18 protein-coding genes and 2 tRNA genes are annotated in these 20,051 nt (G+C 38.7%); 8 read left to right on the top strand and 12 right to left on the bottom strand.

Translation table 11 applies throughout. From position 1 onward, the window contains the following. Positions 1 to 131 precede the first annotated feature (131 nt). The 10 genes from DXB63_RS01920 to prmC form a co-directional block, all read right to left on the bottom strand. Positions 132 to 216, bottom strand: a tRNA-Leu gene (locus DXB63_RS01920). 15 nt (positions 217 to 231) lie between these two features. Next, positions 232 to 304 (bottom strand) — tRNA-Gly (locus DXB63_RS01915). 78 nt (positions 305 to 382) lie between these two features. Beyond that, positions 383 to 895: a hypothetical protein gene (locus tag DXB63_RS01910; RefSeq protein WP_122124670.1), complete on the bottom strand. Its 513-nt coding sequence runs from the start codon at positions 893 to 895 to the stop codon at positions 383 to 385. Between the two features lie 12 nt (positions 896 to 907). Next, the gene (locus DXB63_RS01905; RefSeq protein ID WP_122124669.1) at positions 908 to 1,912 is read right to left on the bottom strand and encodes an aldo/keto reductase; all 1,005 of its coding nucleotides are present in this window, start codon (positions 1,910 to 1,912) and stop codon (positions 908 to 910) included. A 6-nt stretch (positions 1,913 to 1,918) separates the two neighbouring features. Continuing rightward, a complete protein-coding gene (gene argH, locus DXB63_RS01900; protein ID WP_122124668.1) occupies positions 1,919 to 3,256 on the bottom strand; it encodes an argininosuccinate lyase in 1,338 nt (445 codons plus the stop codon). 26 nt (positions 3,257 to 3,282) lie between these two features. Continuing rightward, positions 3,283 to 3,693, bottom strand: coding sequence for an SRPBCC family protein (locus tag DXB63_RS01895; RefSeq protein ID WP_122124667.1), 411 nt, complete (start codon positions 3,691 to 3,693; stop codon positions 3,283 to 3,285). Positions 3,694 to 3,808: 115 nt separating this feature from the next. Continuing rightward, positions 3,809 to 4,447 carry an orotate phosphoribosyltransferase gene (gene pyrE, locus DXB63_RS01890; protein WP_122124666.1) on the bottom strand — a complete coding sequence of 213 codons (639 nt, stop codon included), beginning with the start codon at positions 4,445 to 4,447 and terminating at the stop codon, positions 3,809 to 3,811. 138 nt (positions 4,448 to 4,585) lie between these two features. Continuing rightward, positions 4,586 to 5,278, bottom strand: coding sequence for a ComF family protein (locus tag DXB63_RS01885; RefSeq protein ID WP_369869570.1), 693 nt, complete (start codon positions 5,276 to 5,278; stop codon positions 4,586 to 4,588). After that, positions 5,265 to 5,735, bottom strand: a complete 471-nt coding sequence (locus DXB63_RS01880; RefSeq protein WP_122124665.1) for a regulatory protein RecX — start codon at positions 5,733 to 5,735, stop codon at positions 5,265 to 5,267. The genes DXB63_RS01885 and DXB63_RS01880 overlap by 14 nt, the downstream gene beginning before the upstream one ends. Beyond that, positions 5,732 to 6,568 carry a peptide chain release factor N(5)-glutamine methyltransferase gene (gene prmC / locus DXB63_RS01875; RefSeq protein ID WP_122124664.1) on the bottom strand — a complete coding sequence of 279 codons (837 nt, stop codon included), beginning with the start codon at positions 6,566 to 6,568 and terminating at the stop codon, positions 5,732 to 5,734. The genes DXB63_RS01880 and prmC overlap by 4 nt, the downstream gene beginning before the upstream one ends. Before the next feature lie 39 nt (positions 6,569 to 6,607). On the opposite strand from prmC, the gene ribD reads away from it, so the two are divergent. From ribD to murI, 8 genes are all read left to right on the top strand, one after another. Beyond that, positions 6,608 to 7,642 carry a bifunctional diaminohydroxyphosphoribosylaminopyrimidine deaminase/5-amino-6-(5-phosphoribosylamino)uracil reductase RibD gene (gene ribD, locus DXB63_RS01870; RefSeq protein ID WP_122124663.1) on the top strand — a complete coding sequence of 345 codons (1,035 nt, stop codon included), beginning with the start codon at positions 6,608 to 6,610 and terminating at the stop codon, positions 7,640 to 7,642. Positions 7,643 to 7,950: 308 nt separating this feature from the next. Continuing rightward, the gene (locus tag DXB63_RS01865; RefSeq protein ID WP_122124662.1) at positions 7,951 to 9,318 is read left to right on the top strand and encodes a DUF6242 domain-containing protein; all 1,368 of its coding nucleotides are present in this window, start codon (positions 7,951 to 7,953) and stop codon (positions 9,316 to 9,318) included. A 78-nt stretch (positions 9,319 to 9,396) separates the two neighbouring features. Next, positions 9,397 to 10,104, top strand: a complete 708-nt coding sequence (locus DXB63_RS01860) for a DUF6089 family protein (RefSeq protein ID WP_122124661.1) — start codon at positions 9,397 to 9,399, stop codon at positions 10,102 to 10,104. A 26-nt stretch (positions 10,105 to 10,130) separates the two neighbouring features. Further along, positions 10,131 to 10,862 (top strand): isoprenyl transferase, encoded by a 732-nt coding sequence (locus DXB63_RS01855; RefSeq protein WP_122124660.1) that lies wholly within the window; start codon positions 10,131 to 10,133, stop codon positions 10,860 to 10,862. 10 nt (positions 10,863 to 10,872) lie between these two features. Beyond that, complete coding sequence (gene bamA / locus DXB63_RS01850; protein WP_122124696.1) at positions 10,873 to 13,500, top strand: outer membrane protein assembly factor BamA; 2,628 nt, start codon at positions 10,873 to 10,875, stop codon at positions 13,498 to 13,500. Positions 13,501 to 13,541: 41 nt separating this feature from the next. Then, complete coding sequence (locus DXB63_RS01845; protein WP_122124659.1) at positions 13,542 to 14,057, top strand: OmpH family outer membrane protein; 516 nt, start codon at positions 13,542 to 13,544, stop codon at positions 14,055 to 14,057. 58 nt (positions 14,058 to 14,115) lie between these two features. Continuing rightward, positions 14,116 to 14,625, top strand: a complete 510-nt coding sequence (locus DXB63_RS01840) for an OmpH family outer membrane protein (RefSeq protein ID WP_122124658.1) — start codon at positions 14,116 to 14,118, stop codon at positions 14,623 to 14,625. A 75-nt stretch (positions 14,626 to 14,700) separates the two neighbouring features. Further along, positions 14,701 to 15,549 (top strand): glutamate racemase, encoded by an 849-nt coding sequence (gene murI, locus DXB63_RS01835; protein WP_122124657.1) that lies wholly within the window; start codon positions 14,701 to 14,703, stop codon positions 15,547 to 15,549. 192 nt (positions 15,550 to 15,741) lie between these two features. On the opposite strand, the gene DXB63_RS01830 is transcribed toward murI, so the two are convergent. Together DXB63_RS01830 and DXB63_RS01825 are read right to left on the bottom strand one after the other, a co-directional pair. Next, positions 15,742 to 18,942 carry a C10 family peptidase gene (locus DXB63_RS01830; RefSeq protein ID WP_122124656.1) on the bottom strand — a complete coding sequence of 1,067 codons (3,201 nt, stop codon included), beginning with the start codon at positions 18,940 to 18,942 and terminating at the stop codon, positions 15,742 to 15,744. Positions 18,943 to 18,953: 11 nt separating this feature from the next. After that, entirely contained in the window at positions 18,954 to 20,015 is a 1,062-nt protein-coding gene (locus DXB63_RS01825) for a M20 family metallo-hydrolase (protein ID WP_122124655.1), read from the bottom strand. Positions 20,016 to 20,051 lie beyond the last annotated feature (36 nt).

Below are 20,051 nucleotides of genomic sequence, written 5' to 3'. Positions count from 1 at the left end.
CAGATTAACTAAGTTATATGCATAATAGGAAAAGCCCTCAGGTTTTTACGTTGGTCCGTATTCATATCCAACAGGTAACGGAGATAAAAAGAAAGAGACGAACCATGGAAAACACGATTCGTCCCTTAGAGTACTCGAAGGGGGACTTGAACCCCCACAACCGCAATGGTCAAGGGATTTTAAGTCCCTCGTGTCTACCGATTCCACCATTCGAGCATCCTGTCAAAGAAGAGCGGAAAACGAGACTCGAACTCGCGACCCTAACCTTGGCAAGGTTATGCTCTACCAACTGAGCTATTTCCGCATTTTTAACGGGTGCAAAGATAGAAAGTTTTATTGTTTCTGCAAAATATTCAGAAGAAATTTACTCCATAATTTTCATTTAATTACTTACGGCAATATTCTCAACGCCATTTTCCATGAATAGAGTTACTTTATAGGGTTTTAACCGTTCTTTACTATCACCCTCTTTGGGTATACCTCCATTATTTAAATCATATTTGGTTTGACATACCGGACAAATCGCAGTACCAATTCCATCTGTTTGTAATTCAACAGAAACCTTCTTATTATATTCTTTATATTCATAAGGACAAGCTAAGTCAAAAGCACAATATCCATTAAAAGCAGAATTGCCTACAAGAATACCTCCGTATCCGAAATAAAAACCATACTTATTTCCTGATATTTTTTGTCCTGCAGTATTAATACCAGAAAAACCAGAGCTTGTTTTTTGCACTGTGAAAAATTGATTTGTTGTTGTAATTATCACATATGGTGATTGAGCCAAACTACAAATGAAGTTCACAGGTGCATTCGGAATGCTTGAATAGAATGTATCATTACATCCCGGCAAAAAAAATATGACTAAAAAGAAAAAAAAGAATTTATACATCTACATCGCTTTTTAAGAATTTACTTGCAACAATACATTTTCTATTACTTGTAATTCATCAAACGTAAAACTAAGATTATTTATTGTATGAATATTATCTTCCAACTGTTTCACAGAGCTGGCACCAACAATCACAGAAGTAACTCGTTCATCTTTCAGCACCCATGCCAAAGCCATCTGAGCGAGAGTCTGACCGCGACGAGCTGCAATCTCATTCAAAAGTCGAGCCACATTGATTTTATCATTTGTTACCTGTTCTACCTTTAAGAAACCCGAAGACTTTGCAGCACGAGAATTCTCCGGGATACCATGCAAATACTTGTTCGTCAATAGGCCTTGCGCCAACGGAGAAAAAGCAATAAAGCCAACTCCGTATTCTGAAGCGAGACCAAGTGTTTCATCTTCCACCTTACGTACGAACATACTATACTTATCTTGATTAATCAAACATGGCACTCCATTCCGTTTCAGCATTTCATAAGCAAATTTTGCCTTTTCAGGAGGATATTTAGACAATCCTACATATAGAGCTTTCCCCTGCTTTACTATATCGATCAATGCTTGCATTGTTTCCTCTACCGGCGTAACCCCATCATAACGATGACTGTAAAAAATATCAAAGTATTCCAACCCCGTACGACGCAAACTTTGATCAATGCTCGCCATGATACTTTTCCGGGAACTGCCATCTCCATAGGGACCTTCCCACATCAGATGCCCGGCTTTGGAAGAGATAATCATTTCATCCCGATATCCTGCAAAGTTATCTTTCAAGATTTTACCAAAGTTACGTTCCGCACTTCCCGGAGTCGGTCCATAGTTATTCGCTAAATCAAAATGCGTAATACCGTTATCAAATGCGCATTTAATCATATCCGTAGCCACAGTGAAGTCATCGACATCACCAAAGTTATGCCACAAACCCAGAGATATACGAGGTAGCATCAAACCACTTTTACCGCAATACTTATACTGCATCCGATCATAACGACTATTTGCAAGAACAGAATTTTCCATGATATTCTATTTTAAGAGATTACTCTCTGCATTTAACATCCCATCGAAACCAAAGCCATCCATAACCTGCTGCATTAACAGACTAATCTTATCATTGCAAAGATTACCGATACTTCCTTCATGTGTATGCCGTACTTTTTTCTCATGCATAAACTTTCCGGCTTCTATATCAAGTCCAACCTTCTTATAAGCATCACGGAAAGGCATACCTTCAGATGCTAGACGATTCACTTCCTCTACACTGAAAATCAAAAGATACTTATCATCATCCAAAATATGTTCATTTACTTTTATTTCGTTCATGATATACGTTGTCATCCGTAAACAGTCTTTCAGTTCCTGAAAAGCAGGAAGGAATATTTCTTTTATAATCTGGAGATCGCGAAAATAGCCCGAAGGCAAGTTATTGGCAATCATCATTATCTGCTGTGGAAGCGATTGTATCTTATTACATTTTGCACGAGTCAGTTCAAATACATCCGGATTCTTCTTATGTGGCATGATACTCGAACCGGTAGTACACTCATCCGGCAGTTTCACAAAGCCAAAATTCTGGCTATTAAATAAACACGCATCATAAGCCAATTTAGAAATAGTTCCGGCAATAGAGGCAAGTGCAAAAGCAACATTACGCTCCATCTTTCCACGTCCCATCTGTGCATATACTACATTATAATTCAAAGAATCGAATCCTAACAAACTTGTAGTCATAGTACGGTTTAACGGAAAAGAAGAGCCATAACCGGCAGCAGATCCCAAAGGATTACGATTGCACATCTTAAATGCAGCCTGCAAAAACATCATATCATCCACCAGGCTTTCCGCATAAGCACCAAACCACAAACCAAACGAAGAAGGCATAGCAATTTGCAAATGGGTATAACCCGGCATCAGCACCTCTTTATAACGCTCACTCTGCGAGATTAATATTTCGAAGAGCTGATTGACTGCTGCTGCTATTTCATATATTTGCGAACGGGTAAAAAGCTTCAAGTCCAACAATACCTGATCATTGCGGGAACGACCACTATGAATCTTCTTTCCCACATCCCCTAATTTACGGGTAAGCATCAACTCAACCTGTGAATGGACATCTTCTACGCCATCCTCTATCACAAATTCCCCCTTCTCTGCCGACGCATATATATTTTTAAGCTCGGCCAGTAAAAGATCAAGTTCTTCCGGTGTAAGCAGACTAATACTTTCCAACATGGTTATATGTGCCATTGAACCAAGCACATCATGTTTGGCAAGATATAAATCCATTTCACGGTCACGCCCGACAGTAAACTTCTCTATATCTTTATTTACCTGAATATTCTTTTCCCAAAGTTTTTGTGACATATTAAAATCTCCTTCGTTCTTATATATTAATAAGGAATATGCGCAAGCATTTCTGCCATTTTCTCTAGCCCCTCTTGTAAAGGCTTTTGGATCATACCTTTTATAAAAGGATTTATTTCAGCTTTAATTGTTAGTTTCATCTTGCATTCCGTATCGGATACAGGTACTACTTGAATCCAAAGGTTGAAAGGCAGGGGAGATTTCTCCGTTTCAAACTTCACACACTTATACGGTTCACGGTCTACAATACGCAGACAGACATTTCCTGCAGGAGCTATACTAAAGCTCAATGAATCCGAATCAAAACTCAAGTCGGACACTTTTCCTTCAGGTATCTTATCTTTCACACTTTCCAGATTTGATAAATCCGAAATCTTGTTATATACACATTCCTGGCTATAAGGTATTATCTTAACGCCACTTTCAAATTGAGTCATTCTTTTAAATATTAAAAACGCAAAAGAGCTAAGTTATGCCACACGATTTATGAAGCACACCCAGCTCAATAACAATATTTTCAGTTTAATAGTTATCTCGGTTTTATCTATGTCGTTACTTGCCGGCATCCCAATGTGCAGGATCTTGTCTCCATGTTTTCAACACCTCCACATCGTCTTCGTCAATATATCCTGTTTTCAATGCAACTTCAAGTACAGCTTCATAGTTTGTTAACGTGAGCAGATTCACCTTTGACTCTCTGAATGCCTGAACAGCAACGTCGAAACCATAAGTGAAAGAAGCAATCATTCCGATAACTTCACATCCGTCACGACGGATAGCTTCAACCGCCTTAAGACTACTACCGCCCGTAGAAACCAAATCCTCAACAACAACAACCTTCATACCCGGACGAAGTTCACCTTCAATCAGGTTTTCTAATCCATGGTCTTTCGGAGTAGAACGCACGTAAACAAACGGAAGATTCAACTCATCAGCAACCAAAGCTCCTTGTGGTATAGCTCCGGTAGCTACACCGGCAATAGCATCTACCTGTCCGAAGTTCTCCAAAATCAAACGCGCAATCTCAATCTTGACAAAATTACGTAAAGAAGGATACGAAAGAGTCTTGCGGTTATCGCAATAAAAAGGAGATTTCCAGCCGGAAGCCCATGTAAAAGGATTTGCCGGTTGAAGTTTAATAGCCTTAATCTTAAGTAATTTCTCTGCGAACAGTCTCTCTAAAGTTTTCATAACGTAACTAAGTATGATAAATATGATGCAAAAATACGGAAATGCATTGAATAAGTGAAACTCAATCCAAATATTTTTTAAATAAATAATGTTAGAAGCATAAAAAAATAATAACTCACTCAGGAAAATGCATAAACCTTACGCCGCAGCCAATGTCAGGACGCTTATGCGAACACCTCGCACCTCCATGATTTTAGATGCACAGGAAACAATTGTAGCTCCCGTCGTCAGTACATCGTCAACCAACAGGATATGTTTCCCCTGAAGTTCTGAAGAGGAAACCACAGCAAAAAGATTTTGAACATTCTCCCACCTGTCCCATACGCTTTTACGGGTTTGAGTCGAATTTGCCTCTACTCGCTTTATAGAATTGGTATTAACAGGAATGCCTGTAATCTTAGATATACCGGAAGCAATCCATTCGCTTTGATTATATCCTCTCTCCTTCTCCCGCTTTTTATGCAATGGCACAGGAACGATAATATCTATTTCATTAAAAAAGCCGGAAACCAATAAATCATTCGCCATATATCTTCCCATATACTCCCCTACTTCTTTCTGCCCGTGATATTTGAGTTCAAAAAGAATTTTATCGAAATCACTACCTTTTACATAATGAAAATAAGCCGAAGCCCGCTCTATCGGAAACTTCCCCCAGAAGCGTTTTTCCAGTTCATTATCCGCAACCAAATGATAATTCGTTTTAGGCATATTGAGCAGGCATTTTAAACAAAGACATTCCTCGCCTATGGACAAAGCATCTTCACAAACCACGCAGCATGGAGGAAAGAGCAATCGGATAAAATCCGTCAGCCAACTATTCTTCATCATCGGTACAGTTAATACAACGTTTTATCATCTCCATCTCGAATCCTCTGCCCAATGCAAAACGAATCAACTTCCCATTCAATTCATAACTGCTTTTTGCTTTTATACTTTTCTTCTTTGCTGCTATCAGCTCTTTTAAAACATCTATGTATTCCTGTTCGTCAATCTCATTCAACCAAACGTCAAAAACATCTTTGGATATCTTCTTTTGCCAAAGAGCTTGGGCAATTTTGTTCTTCCCCCACTTATTATACCGGAACTTATCACTGACAAAGCAACGACAGTAACGGTTTTCATCAATATATTTCTCTTTCAGCAGATACTGCAAAATAGACTCTTTTACTGCCGGAGATACTCCCCAACCGTCCAATTTATCGGCAACCTCCGACAAGCAGTGTTCTGACGACGAGCAATATGCCGCCGCTTTATATAAAGCTTCCTTTTCGCTCAGTTCTTTCATTTCACAGCTTTTACAATTCTATCCTTACCTGACAGATCTTTCAACACTTCTATTTGGTGATAACCCAAGTCGGACATCATTCTATACGTATCTTCGCCAAATGCCTGATTAATTTCAAAATAAACCTTTCCGTTATCTTTTAATGCTATTTTGCCAAGGGTTGCAATCGCACGATAAAACAATAACGGATCTTCATCCGGAACAAAAAGAGCAGAAGCCGGCTCCCAGTCCAAAACATTTGCTTCCATATCCGCTTTCTCTTTCTCTGTAATATAAGGAGGATTACTTACGATTATGTCCAAACTTTCACTTTCAACAGTTGCGTGCAAAGCATCTTTACATTCAAAATTCACCTTCGCTTGTAAAGTCCGGGCATTTGCTGTCGCTATCCTCAAAGCCCCTTCGGATATATCCCAAGCCTTGACCCTCGCTTTTGGCAAGTTCAAGGCCAACGATATAGCAATACAGCCACTACCGGTACCAATATCCAAAATCGTTAAAGCCTTATCACCATTTTCTTTGATAATCAAATCTACCAGTTCTGCCGTTTCGGGGCGGGGAATCAAAGTATCTTCATTCACTTGCAAAGTCAATCCGTAAAACTGTGTACTACCTATAATATACTGTATCGGCTCCTGCTTGCGCAATCTGACGAGAACATCCTCTAACAAAGTAAGCTCTTCTTCCGATAATTTAATATTTCTACCCAGATAAATATCCAGCATATTGAGATGAAAAACATCACAAAACAGTATCTTTGTGAAAGCTTTTATCTCCGTTTCAGGATAATATCCGGACAAGGAATGCTTGATGTGCTGAATAATCTTTTGCATAGCGCAAAGGTAGAAATAAAACTTTAGAAAAGGATAATGATGACAGAAGAAGAAAAATATATAAGCCGTTGTATCCAGTTGGCAAGAAATGGCGAAGGGCATGTTGCCCCCAATCCTATGGTAGGTGCAGTTATCGTATATAAAGGAAGAATCATCGGAGAAGGATATCATGCGCGGTATGGCGAAGCACATGCCGAAGTCAATGCTATCCGTTCGATCAAAGATAAATCTTTATTAAAAGACTCCACCATTTATGTAAGTCTGGAACCTTGTGCACATTATGGCAAGACACCTCCCTGTGCCAAACTCATCATAGAGAAACAAATTCCCCGTGTCGTCATCGGTTGTCAAGACCCTTTCTCCAAAGTAGCCGGGCGAGGAATACAAATGCTTCGAGAAGCCGGCGTGGAAGTAAAAGTCGGTGTAATGGAGCAAGCGTGCAAAGATCTAATAAAGAAGTTCATTTTGTTCAACACAAAGAAACGTCCTTATATCACTTTAAAATGGGCGGAATCAGCAGACGGTTATTTAGACATCAACCGCACCGATGGGAAACCGGTTATACTCTCTACCGCCCTAACTACTATGCTGGTACATAAAAAAAGAGCCGAAGCAGACGGCATTATAGTAGGAACAAGAACCGCACTATTGGACAATCCGTCATTGACCGTACGTAATTGGTATGGTAAGAATCCGACAAGAATTGTTATCGACAAAGATTTATCTCTCCCATCAAGCCTGCACCTTTTTCAAGATAATATCCCTACTCTCTGTTTTACTCAAAAGGAAGCATCAGGTAATAATGATGTAGAATATATCCAACTGGATTTCCAATCGGATATACTACCGCAAATGATGACCATACTCTATAAAAAAGACATACAAAGTATTCTGATAGAAGGGGGCAGTATATTATTAGAATCATTTATCAAAGATAATCTTTGGGATGAAGCATATGTTGAAAAATCTGCCGTATGCTTACAGGACGGAGTAAAAGCGCCCTATATAGACAGGAAAAGCATCTGCGAAAACGAGAGACATTTCGGTGTTACCATTTGCCATTATTGTCAATAATCAGTCCCAAGTATCGCTCAATCCATTCGCCCTTACATTTGAATCGTTTAACCATGCCCATCCTGTCGTTCAACCATGGGAAGCCTGTCGTTTGCCCTAGGTGAAACGACAGGCTTCCCCACACGAAACGATTCAAACACCTGCACTTTCATTACAAAACACGCCGTATTTATATCTCCAACTACGTGATTGGCAGACAAAATAAGAAGTTTTATCTATAATTTTATATAAAACTTATTCTGAATGTTCGATTTAGACAAAATTGTTCCTATTTTTGCAGCTTATAATAAAATAACAAGCATTTTTCAATGAAGATAAAGTTATTACCTATACTTGCAAGCCTTTTTATCGCATCGTTGACCATTACATCTTGCCTGGATAGCGACGACAAAGTTGAATATAGTAATGATGCCAATATTTACGGCTTTTCTATCAACAATATAAAGACAGTCCTTATTGAAGGCAATGATACAACGACTTTTACGATTAAGGGCTCTGACTATCGGTTTACGATAGATCAAACCGGAAAGCAAGTTTACAACACCGACTCATTGCCTTATCTTACAGATGTAAAAAAGGTATCCATAAATATGTCACTTACAAGTTCAGCCACGGCAACTTACCAAGTAAAAGACAAGAATGGGCAAGACTCACTCTGTTATTGGGCTTCCACTGACTCTTTAGACTTCACCCACCCGATTATGTTCACGGTATATGCACCGGACAGGCTTATTTCTAAAATATATGAAGTAAAAGTCAACGTGCACCAAGTAGATCCGGATTTATTGGTGTGGAGCGAAATCAAAGAAAGCGGCTTCCCTGTTACATCAGCAGCTACAAAACAAAAAGCAATATGGTTCAACAATAAAGCTTACGTATTTGTAGACAATGCTCAAGTACAGGTAACGACCTCAGAAAACGGTACTTCATGGAGCCCACTGACAGATCTTAACGGACTAACGTCAAAGGCGAACTATTCCTCTGTTATGGCCTTCAATAATAAACTGCTTATCTTAGCAGATGGTAAACTTTATTCTTCAAGCAACGGAGTAGACTGGCAGGACGAAACAGTGCAGGCAACAGGTCTTATCGCCCTTGTTCAAGATAAGCTAATTGGTACCTATAACGGTAAATTCATAGAAATCATACCATCATCCAATGATAGTTTTACTTCAATCGAGTTAGGAGATATACCGGAAAACTTCCCGGGAACGGATTATATATCCACAACAAAACCTCTTCCGACCAATCCTTCGATAGAACAAACAATCATGATAAGCGGTGAAGAAAATACTTCGGAAGACTTTACTCCGGTTTGGACATCCTATTCTGATACGAACAGATGGGACAGAATTATTAATTCAACAGGATATAATTGTCCGAAGTTGGAAAATATAGCCATGATCAATTACAATAGTCAACTATATGTTTTTGGAGGAAAAGGTAAAGATAACGAAGGAAACGTAGATGGTTTTAAATACCTTTATTCATCAAAAGACAACGGATTAGTATGGAAACCGATAACGGAAAAAGCTATGCTGCCAACAGCACTTGCAGGTAAAAACATGCCATTCTCTTATCTGGTAGACAATTCAGATTATATTTGGATTATGCCCAGTGGAAGCGATGCTATTTGGAAAGGAAGAATAAACCGCTTAGGGTTTAAGAATGAATAAAAGTAAAGGAGAAAAATAATTTTCAGGTTAAATTAGCGTTTTGTTAATGGAATATACTAACTTATAAAAGATGTAGGTATGACATTTATTAATAAAACGCTTATTATATTTGTGCTGTTGATTTGCTCCGTTTTACAACTTCGTGCCCAACAAGACACGGAATATAAAATGGAAATAGGAGGAATGCTCGGAGGTAGTTTCTATATGGGAGATGCAAACTTTACAACTCCTTTTAAAAACATGGGAATAGCAGCCGGAGCCGTTTGGAGGTATAATTTCAATCCCCACATGGCTTTAAAAGCAGACCTTGCGATGGGAAGGATTTCAGGGAGCACTAAAAGTGCGAAAACCGTTTTCCCCGACAACCAACAAGTTAGCTTCAAACGAAGTGTATTCGATTTAGGCGCACAGTTTGAATACAACTTTTGGGGATATAGCTGGGGAGAAAGATTCAGGGGCAACAGGCGCTTTACTCCTTATATTCTAGGAGGAATGGGATTCACCTATGCACCTGCGCCCGCAGAAGGAGTATTTACAGTGAACTTCCCAATTGGAGTGGGAGTTAAATATAAAATATCAAGACGATTGAACATCGGATGTGAATTTACGATGCGATTTAGTTTGTCTGATAAATTGGATGTAACAAACAAAGAAGGATTACAATTGAAGGATCCATACGGAATAAAAGGAAGCGGTTTCAAGAACAAGGATAGTTACTCCTTTACAACCATCTTCATAACCTATGATTTCTTCAGTAAATGCAGAGGATGCAATCCTGAAATGTAGAAAAATGAAATAATTTATAGTACGACATGCTATATAAAGAGCAATTGGATTTAAGCCGGATACCTGAGCATATAGCCATTATTATGGATGGCAACGGCAGATGGGCAAAACAACTCGGTCATGAAAGAAGCTACGGACACCAAGTCGGAGCCGAGACTGTTCATGTCATTGCGGAAGAAGCTGCCAGGTTGGGCGTTAAATATCTAACCTTATATACATTCTCTACAGAGAACTGGAGCAGACCGGCAGATGAAGTAACAGCTTTGATGAATCTCCTCATCGATTCCATCGAAGAGGAAACCTTCATGAAGAACAATATAAGCTTTCGTGTAATCGGTGAAATAGAGAAATTGCCGTTAAAAGTACAACAACGGTTAGACGAGTGTATTCTACGCACCTCTCACAATACCGGAATGTGTTTAATATTGGCTTTGAGTTATTCCTCTAAATGGGAAATAACGGAAGCTACCAAGCAAATAGCCCAAGAAGTAAAAGAAGGCAAAATCGGAATAGAAGACATTACAGATAGTTATATAGCTTCTCATCTGACCACGAATTTTATGCCTGATCCCGATTTACTAATCCGGACAGGAGGAGAAATTCGTTTAAGCAACTATCTGTTATGGCAATGCGCTTATTCAGAACTCTATTTTTGTAATACTTTCTGGCCCGACTTCCGAGCAGAAGAGTTTTATAAAGCTATTTATGACTATCAGAAAAGAGAACGCCGCTTTGGCAAAACAAGTGAACAAATATAAATTATATAAGATGTATTATCGTTTTTCTCCCATATTATTAGCGTTTGTCTGTTTATTCGGTTTCGTGTGTTCCGCGTTTGCCCAGGAGGCAACGACAGCAGACGAAACTCCTGTTATCCTTTACTCAGGCACTCCAAAGAAATATGAGATTGGAGGAATTGAAGTAACCGGAGTTAAGAACTATGAAGACTATGTTCTTATAGGATTATCCGGATTATCTGTTGGACAGACTATTACAGTACCGGGAGATGAAATTACTCAGGCAATAAAACGTTACTGGAGACACGGACTCTTCTCCAACGTAAGTATAACGGCAACCAAGATAGAAGGCAACAAAATCTATCTGAAAATAGCATTAACCCAACGTCCCCGTATCTCACAGATCAATTATCACGGGATAAAGAAATCCGAACGTGAAGATTTGGAAGCAAAATTGGGACTGGTTAAAGGAAACCAAATCACCCCGAATCTGATAGACCGTGCCAAAATATTAATTAAAAAACATTTTGACGATAAGGGCTTTAAGAATGCCGAGGTCAATATCGTACAGCGGGACGATGTATCTGCCGAGAATCAGGTTATTGTAGATATCTACATCGACAAAAAAGAAAAAGTTAAGGTTCATAAGATTACAATCGAGGGTAACCATGCCGTTACGGAAAAGAAACTGAAACGTGTAATGAAGAAGACCAACGAGAAAGGAAAACTCCTTAACCTCTTCCGTGCAAAGAAGTTCATTGATGAGAAATACGAAGAAGACAAGCAGCATATCATTGATAAATACAATGAATTGGGGTATCGTGATGCCCGTATCGTTGTGGACAGTGTTACCCCATTCTCAGAAAAAACCGTTGATATATATATAAAGGTAGAAGAAGGAGATAAATATTATCTAAGAAATGTGACTTGGGTAGGAAATACATTGTATCCTGCCGAAGAATTGAATTTCTGGTTACGTATGAAAAAAGGAGATGTCTACAACCAAAAACTTTTAAATCAACGTCTTTCAAGCGATGAAGATGCTATCGGAAACCAATACTACAACAATGGTTATGTATTCTACAATCTCGATCCGGTAGAAGTCAATATAGAGAATGACTCTATCGACCTTGAAATGAGAATAGTAGAAGGTCCTCAAGCGACAATTAACCGGGTGAAGATCACAGGAAACGACCGTTTATATGAAAATGTCGTACGTCGTGAACTCCGTACACGTCCGGGTGATTTATTCAGTAAAGACGCATTGGAACGTTCTTACCGTGAAATTGCTCAAATGGGACACTTTAACCCGGAAACAATCAATCCCAAAGTAGAACCGGACCCCAACAACGGAACTGTTGATATTAATTATATTTTGGAATCAAAAGCCAATGACCAGATTGAATTCTCTCTTGGATGGGGACAAACTGGTCTTATAGGAAAAATAGCATTAAAGTTCACGAACTTCTCAATGGCTAATTTGTTCCATAAGAGTGATAACTATAGAGGTATCTTACCGCAGGGAGACGGACAAACCCTCACCGTCAGCGGACAAACGAACGGTAGATATTACCAATCTTACAGCGTTTCGTTCTTTGATCCATGGTTTGGTGGAAAGCGTCCTAACTCATTCTCTGTGACCGGATTCTTCTCTTATCAGACAGATATTAGCGACCGTTATTATAATAGTGCTTATTATAATAATTACAACTATTTGTATAGCGGATATGGCGGTTATAATTATGGAAATTACAATAATTACGAAAACTTCCTAGACCCTGATAAATCAGTTAAAATGTATGGTTTATCTGTAGGTTGGGGTAAACGTTTAAGATGGCCGGATGATTACTTTACATTATCTGCAGAGCTGTCTTATCAGAGATATGCACTGAAGAATTGGAGATATTTCCCGGTAACAAACGGAAAATGTAACAATCTTAGCATTAACCTGACTTTAGCACGTAATTCAACGGATAACCCAATTTATCCGCGTCGTGGTTCTGATTTCTCATTGTCGGCACAGATAACTCCGCCATACTCATTATTTGATGGCAAAGATTATTCAAAATACGACTTGACCAATCAGAATGACGTAAACAAGATGCACAAATGGGTTGAATATCATAAATGGAAATTCAAATCCAAAACATATACGGCATTTACAGGAGGCAAAAAATGTCCGGTATTGATGACCCGTGTTGAATTCGGTATCGTAGGGCACTACAACAAATATAAACGTTCACCGTTTGAAACATTTGAAGTCGGCGGTGACGGTATGACAGGATATTCATCCGGATATGCTACTGAAACAATCGGTCTTCGCGGATACGAAAACGGTTCTCTAACCTATGGTAGTGGTAGCTATTCAGGACAAAGCTATGCTTATTCCCGTTTAGGATTAGAGCTTAGATATCCACTTATGCTCGAGACATCTACCAGTATTTATGTATTGGGATTTGTTGAAGGAGGTAATGCTTGGAACCAAGTCAAGAATTTCAATCCGTTTGACATGAAACGTTCTGCCGGTGTCGGTGTCCGGATCTTCTTGCCTATGGTGGGTATGATGGGTATTGACTGGGCATACGGTTTCGACAAAGTATGGGGAAGCAAGAGCAGTGGCGGAAGTCATTTCCACTTTATCCTCGGACAAGAGTTTTAACTATAACGGAAACTTAATATAAACAATTAAAACCTGACGTTATGAAAAAAGTGATTATTTTATCAATCGTATTTCTCGCTTGCGCTTTTACTGCAAGTGCACAGAAATTTGCCTTGGTTGACATGGAGTATATCTTAAAAAATATCCCTGCTTACGAACGTGCAAACGAGCAGTTGAACCAAGTATCCAAAAGATGGCAGAGTGAAGTGGATGCAATCGCTCAAGAAGCTCAAACACTTTACAAAAACTATCAATCAGAAGCTGTATTCCTTTCTGAAGAACAGAAAAGTAAGAAAGAAGAAGAAATAGTGGCAAAAGAAAAAGAAGCCGGAGAACTGAAACGTAAATATTTTGGCCCGGAAGGCGAGCTTTTCAAAAAGAGAGAAAGTTTGATGAAACCTATACAAGATGAGATATATAATGCCGTAAAAGATATTGCAGACAATAAAGGATATTCGGTTGTATGGGATAGAGCCTCAGCAACAAGTATGATTTATGCTTCACCTAAGATAGATATCAGCAATGATATCCTCTCAAAATTAGGATATTCAAATTAATTTCATACATTTGCACTTTATATTTAACTACGTAAAATTATTAACGAAAAATAGAATTATGCTTAAGAAGATTGCATTATTAGCTTTGCTTATCATTCCGATGAGTATTTTTGCTCAAACCTTAAAATTTGGTCACGTAAGATCATATGAAGTTATACAAATCATGCCTGAATACGAAAAGGCAATGGCAGACTTGCAAGATCTGCAAAAGAAGTATACGGACGAAATTAAAAGAGCAAACGATGAATTCAACCGTAAATACCAAGAATTCATTCAACAACAAGATTCTCTTCCAAGAAATATTGCAGAAAGAAGACAAAAAGAACTGCAAGACTTAATGGAAAGAGGTCAGCAATTCGAACAGGAAGTTCAAGAAAATATGCAAAAAGCACAACAGGATTTAACGGCCCCTATCTTTAAGAAAGTGGAAGATGCTATTATCGCTGTTGGACAAGAAGGACAATATACTTATATATTCGACCTAAGCAGAACATCTATTCCTTATGTAAATGACAAACAAAGTACTGATGTAACTACTGCTTTGAAAGCAAAGCTCGGTATTAAATAAGAACTTGATTTTATTATAAATAATAGGAAAAAGGATGATTCAAATCATCCTTTTTCTGTTTAACAAGATAACATCATGAACAAAAGGCTTCCCCAAACACCCGGTCCGATTGGAATCTTCGATTCCGGTTACGGTGGACTTACCATCCTCAACCAAATTCGTCAGCATTTGCCACAATATGATTATCTCTATTTGGGTGATAATGCACGAACCCCTTATGGAAGCCGTTCATTCGAAATTGTCTACGAGTTTACACTTCAAGCAGTGAGTAAACTGTTTGAGATGGGCTGTCATTTAGTAATACTTGCTTGCAATACAGCTTCTGCCAAAGCATTGAGAAGTATTCAAATGAACAACCTTCCCGTGATGGATGCAGAACGCAGAGTTCTCGGTGTAATCCGACCTACGGCAGAATGCATAGGTTCGATAACCAAGAGCCGACATATCGGAATATTAGCTACGGCAGGAACTATAAAATCAGATTCTTATCCACTTGAAATACATAAGCTTTTCCCGGATATAACAGTAAATGGAGAAGCCTGTCCTATGTGGGTACCATTGGTTGAGAACAATGAATACGCAGAAAATGGCGCCGACTACTTTGTTCAAAAACATATTAGCAAACTACTGGAAAAAGACAAAGACATTGACACAATCATATTAGGTTGTACGCATTACCCCCTATTATTACCTAAAATAAAACAATATACCCCTAAAGAAATCACAATCGTCTCGCAAGGAGAATACGTAGCAGAAAGTTTAAAAGATTATCTTAAAAGACATCCGGAAATCGAAACAAAATGTACTAAAAATGCAACATGCCACTTTCTCACCACAGAAGCAGAAAACAAATTCTCAGAATCGGCATCAACCTTCCTAAATCAAATAATAAAGGTAGAACGGGTTTCTATTGAAAATGAATAAAGTAGATTCATCTATTAAAAAAGAAATCGCCGATAAAAGGAGGTGAGGTGTCTATCTATTACCAAATTTAACACAACACTTTATTCCAAATCGTAAAATGATTGTAAGTGTAATCAAAATATAAAAAACAAACACCGCAATGATTAAAGTAATCATCGCAGTGCCCATATTTATCTATATTTGTTATACTTACTACATCAATACTTTATGTCCTTTAACCAAATAAATCCCGTGAGATAATCCGCCGACCTCATTTCTTCCCGTAACAGTGTGAATACTACGTACCTTAGTACCATCTATGCCATAAATATCAATTACTTCAGGGATAAGTGTTTCAATAATCAACTTATCATTTTCTCTATAAATAATCAATTCATTCACCAAAGTATTTCGTACATCCGATGCATCACTAATTCCGTCAATACCAAGTGATGTAATCAGGGTATTGTAACTTACAGCCGTTGTGAAATACGCCCGAAAAGGATCTGTTTTAGCATTGTTTCTTTTAGTAAATGCCGAACCTTCGGAATTCAATACATAAGCACCTGTAAGAGTAGCCTCTCTCATTTCTCCTATAAATTTATATGTATTACTTGCAACAGCAGATTGGTCTGTTACGGTCACAACTGCATCCGCTGCACTAAAAGCTATAGATTTATTAATCAGATTCTGTTTATTCTGCGGAATCGATATAATATAAGGAGTATTAGCCTGTATTTCTTTTGCATAGTCAAAATAAATAGCATCATTGTTTCCTGTTCCACAGAATTCTTTCAAGCATACATCTCCCGAGTTATCATCATCGGAGACCAAAGTCAACCAAGCATTGTCTGTAGCATTCCGTATAGAAGTAGCGTCGAATGGCAATACGATTGTTTCCCATCCTTTCTTACCGTCGCTCGTTCGCGATATCGTTCTGCTATAACTTATTTCATCAGCAACAAACTCCTTCGGACAATAGAAATATTGATTATCCGTCAGCACAATCTTAGCCGCAGAACTTCCCAAAATAAGATTCTTTCCTTGCAAATTAGCAGGTATAGATGCTGCCGTATCCAGGAAATACAAACAATTAGGATTATTATTCGTAACAATATTATCATAAGTCAGCCCTGATAAATCTACAGCAACAGCATCATCCGGTACTGTGATAGTGTTTTCCGGTTTGACAGCCCGTTTTGTTCCATCCGCCTTCCAAGTAGTCAAAGCAGGACGAGTTGTAAAACCGACCCTAGAACCTCCTATCTGTTCCGGGGCAAAAATGTAAACATCGTATTTCTTGCCTATTTCCATGTTGTCAAACAAGAACTCACAAGTTACCGTTTCCTCACTTCCTATACTCCTGAACATTGTCGCTTGGCCTGCATTCTGATTATTGCTCCACAATAAAGCCGTAACATTATCCGCAAAAACGCTTCCTTTATTCTCCAAGGTAACATTCAATTTTATTGTATTACCATACAATACATTAGTAAACCTTTCAGTATTCAATCCTTCAACTTCACAAGATGTCACAGATATTTCCGGAGACCCGCTCGCCTCCATAATTTCTACATTTCCTTCTGCCAGGACATCTCTACCTCTATAATCAGTCGTAATCCATACATAATAAGTACCTGCTACTGACGGGGTAAAGCTTAATGAAACATCTTGAGTCGCATTGCCCGGTATAGTTACACCCATAAGACTTGTATATCTATTGGGCTTTGTATTTTGTTGACTCACCCATAGATATAAAGGTCCATAAAACTCAGCCTGTCCACTATTGGTAATATTAGCCGTAACATTCTGAGAGTAACCTGCTAACCTTACTCCTGGGAAAGCAACTGAATTAGCAGCTAAATCAGGTGAGACTACCGATAACTTCAGTTCTGTTTCCGTCACACTTGCAAGGATGTAATTAAGGCCCGATGCCTGCGCCGGACTCCATTCTTCCGCATTTGCTTCTTTGCAAATAGGCACTAATTTATACTCTCCAACAGGAAAGTTCAGACTGAATTCCCACTTATAAGGAAACCAACCTGTTCCTGGTCCAAATTCCACAGCTTCCTCTGTCCTTAATAAAGGATAAACTGTTTCTCCATCTTGAATCCCTATTCCATAACAGAAACTATAAGTGTCTGATGCCTCATTATAAAAATTATGAGTAAATGAAATATCAACGAATTTATCATTTATGGAAGAACGGGTATAGACACCATCTCCTACAAGAGCCATATCGCTTACGGTTAATCTTGGTGCTTCATCGTCAGCAACACCCGTATTCCGTTGAATGCCGATAATTGCGCCTTGAGCAAAAGAATATCCATCCGAACTGGAACTTGAGCCTATACTTGTATTATTATCAGGATTCAAAACCGATAGTTCAAAATATCCGTCAGAAGTACCTCCCCAGCCCCAATTAATATGGAATAATCCATCACCGTCACAACCGTCGCACACAAAAGCATGGCCTCCACCACTTGACTGACCATGATAAAGCACAATACGTTTCTCTTTCAGTTCTTTATAAATCAAGTCCTTCCATTCAGACAAAGTATAATTCCCTCTATCCACATGCTTTGTTCGCGCATCATAGTCAAAATATTCTTTAAGAGCATCGGCAATATCTGCAGAAACAGCTCCTGAAGCCCTATCATAATCCATATGTATAGACACCCCACAATAATACATCAATTCAGCCACAGCATTAGTTTGCACATCGGTTTCACTACCGGAATAAGTATTATTCATATTATTCCAATCCAAAACGACAGATGGCAACGATGGTATATTAATTTCCTGAGTACGAGTAGTGTATCCCGGAAGAGAAGTCGTAGCACTTTTTGGCCATTCATAGTATTTCATAACCTGTGCCATAGCTGTCGCAGCACAACCTGTTGCAGCAGCTTCTCCCGTAGACTGTAATATAGGGCACTTATTGTTATAAGGCGAACCCTGATTCCATTTGGTTTTCACCAAAGGAGCAATTGCAGAAATCACCCCACTTGTAATGGCAGGATTAGCCTTCTGTTTTACATCTTTTTTATCCAAATATTCAATCGCATCCGCATAGCCTTGCATCCACGCACGGAAGTTATCCGGAAGATTATCCGGATCATAACTTCCACTATCCGTGTAACCTAAAACAGGAACTGTACGGTCATCCCCCGAAACAATGACAAATCCCTGATCATCATTTATATTAAAGATATAATAATAGGCATTCTCTGCTGCCTTGCTCAGTTTAGGAGCAGAATAAACCAACTTCATACCGGAAGGGCTTTTCCGCATCATTTTTTGCTTCATGAATGAAGAAGCCTTCTCCAGTGCCTCTTCTTTTGATATAGGTTCTGCAATCAAAAAGGCACTGATAAACAAACCTATATACAAGAAAAACAATCGTTTAATCATAATATTATCTATCAAATAATCAATCCATCAAGAATTTGAATATACAGTCCTATCGCTTCCTCTATTTCTTCTATCATAATGTACTCATCAGCCGTATGAGAACGGGAAGATTTTCCCGGACCAATCTTTACGGAAGGGAATGACATTAATGCCTGATCTGAAAGCGTAGGAGAGCCAAAAGGTATCTTACCCAACTCTATGGCACGACGCACAAACGGATGACTTTCCTCAACACGTGACGAATTAAGTCTGAATGAGCGTGCCTGTACTTCACATTTTACATGATTCCGAATTGTTTCGTACAACTCTTCATTTGTATAAAACTCATTACTTCGTACATCAACTACAAAAGTACATTTATCCGGTATGACATTATGTTGTGTACCTGCATTGATTTGGGTAACACTCATTTTAACGGGTCCCAACAAAGAAGACTCTTTCTCAAAACGATAATTGCGAAACCAATTTATATCATCTAAGACCTTATAAATAGCGTTTTCACCCACTTCACGTGCAGCATGCCCTGCCACTCCATAGGCCGTAGCATCAAGTACCATAAGCCCTTTCTCTGCTATTGCCGGATGCATCTCGGTCGGTTCACCCACAATACCCAAATGAATAGGCGGAAGCATGGGAAGAACACTCTCTATACCATCCTTTCCGGATACTTCTTCTTCGCAAGAAGCCAAATAAATCAAATTATAACTTTGTTCTTTTGCAGACAACTCCCGGAAAGCTTGAAACAGAGACACTACGCTACCACCGGCATCATTACTGCCAAGTCCATATAGTTTTCCATTCTCTTCCTTAGCCGTAAACGGATGTTTTCTCCAACCTGTTACGGGTTTAACGGTATCAATATGGGAATTTAATAAAATAGTCGGTTTATTTAAATCAAACATAGGACTTACACACCAAATATTATTTGCTTTCCTGTTGGCTGTAATGCCTATGGATTCAATATAATTCTGCAAGAAATCGGCCACAGCCTCTTCTTCCCTGCTCACGGAAGGAATGCCTATCAATGACTTCAACAAGCTGATAGCCTCAGGCACAAGATATGTTTCACTCATTGTTTCTCTTTTTTGAATTGACAAAGATACGCATAT

The sequence above is a fragment of the Bacteroides sp. OM05-12 genome, assembly GCF_003438995.1.
In the GTDB taxonomy this organism is placed as follows: Bacteria; Bacteroidota; Bacteroidia; order Bacteroidales; family Bacteroidaceae; genus Bacteroides.
The sequence above is the reverse complement of the archived record's forward strand: the minus strand, read 5'-3'. Positions and strand labels throughout refer to the sequence as shown.

Bases quoted from the DNA above. Each gene is read 5' to 3' on its own strand.
- DXB63_RS01910 (WP_122124670.1), bottom strand. From the start codon at position 895: ATGTATAAATTCTTTTTTTTCTTTTTAGTCATATTTTTTTTGCCGGGA.
- DXB63_RS01905 (WP_122124669.1), bottom strand. From the start codon at position 1,912: ATGGAAAATTCTGTTCTTGCAAATAGTCGTTATGATCGGATGCAGTAT.
- argH (WP_122124668.1), bottom strand. From the start codon at position 3,256: ATGTCACAAAAACTTTGGGAAAAGAATATTCAGGTAAATAAAGATATA.
- DXB63_RS01895 (WP_122124667.1), bottom strand. From the start codon at position 3,693: ATGACTCAATTTGAAAGTGGCGTTAAGATAATACCTTATAGCCAGGAA.
- pyrE (WP_122124666.1), bottom strand. From the start codon at position 4,447: ATGAAAACTTTAGAGAGACTGTTCGCAGAGAAATTACTTAAGATTAAG.
- DXB63_RS01885 (WP_369869570.1), bottom strand. From the start codon at position 5,278: ATGATGAAGAATAGTTGGCTGACGGATTTTATCCGATTGCTCTTTCCT.
- DXB63_RS01880 (WP_122124665.1), bottom strand. From the start codon at position 5,735: ATGAAAGAACTGAGCGAAAAGGAAGCTTTATATAAAGCGGCGGCATAT.
- prmC (WP_122124664.1), bottom strand. From the start codon at position 6,568: ATGCAAAAGATTATTCAGCACATCAAGCATTCCTTGTCCGGATATTAT.
- ribD (WP_122124663.1), top strand. From the start codon at position 6,608: ATGACAGAAGAAGAAAAATATATAAGCCGTTGTATCCAGTTGGCAAGA.
- DXB63_RS01865 (WP_122124662.1), top strand. From the start codon at position 7,951: ATGAAGATAAAGTTATTACCTATACTTGCAAGCCTTTTTATCGCATCG.
- DXB63_RS01860 (WP_122124661.1), top strand. From the start codon at position 9,397: ATGACATTTATTAATAAAACGCTTATTATATTTGTGCTGTTGATTTGC.
- DXB63_RS01855 (WP_122124660.1), top strand. From the start codon at position 10,131: ATGCTATATAAAGAGCAATTGGATTTAAGCCGGATACCTGAGCATATA.
- bamA (WP_122124696.1), top strand. From the start codon at position 10,873: ATGTATTATCGTTTTTCTCCCATATTATTAGCGTTTGTCTGTTTATTC.
- DXB63_RS01845 (WP_122124659.1), top strand. From the start codon at position 13,542: ATGAAAAAAGTGATTATTTTATCAATCGTATTTCTCGCTTGCGCTTTT.
- DXB63_RS01840 (WP_122124658.1), top strand. From the start codon at position 14,116: ATGCTTAAGAAGATTGCATTATTAGCTTTGCTTATCATTCCGATGAGT.
- murI (WP_122124657.1), top strand. From the start codon at position 14,701: ATGAACAAAAGGCTTCCCCAAACACCCGGTCCGATTGGAATCTTCGAT.
- DXB63_RS01830 (WP_122124656.1), bottom strand. From the start codon at position 18,942: ATGATTAAACGATTGTTTTTCTTGTATATAGGTTTGTTTATCAGTGCC.
- DXB63_RS01825 (WP_122124655.1), bottom strand. From the start codon at position 20,015: ATGAGTGAAACATATCTTGTGCCTGAGGCTATCAGCTTGTTGAAGTCA.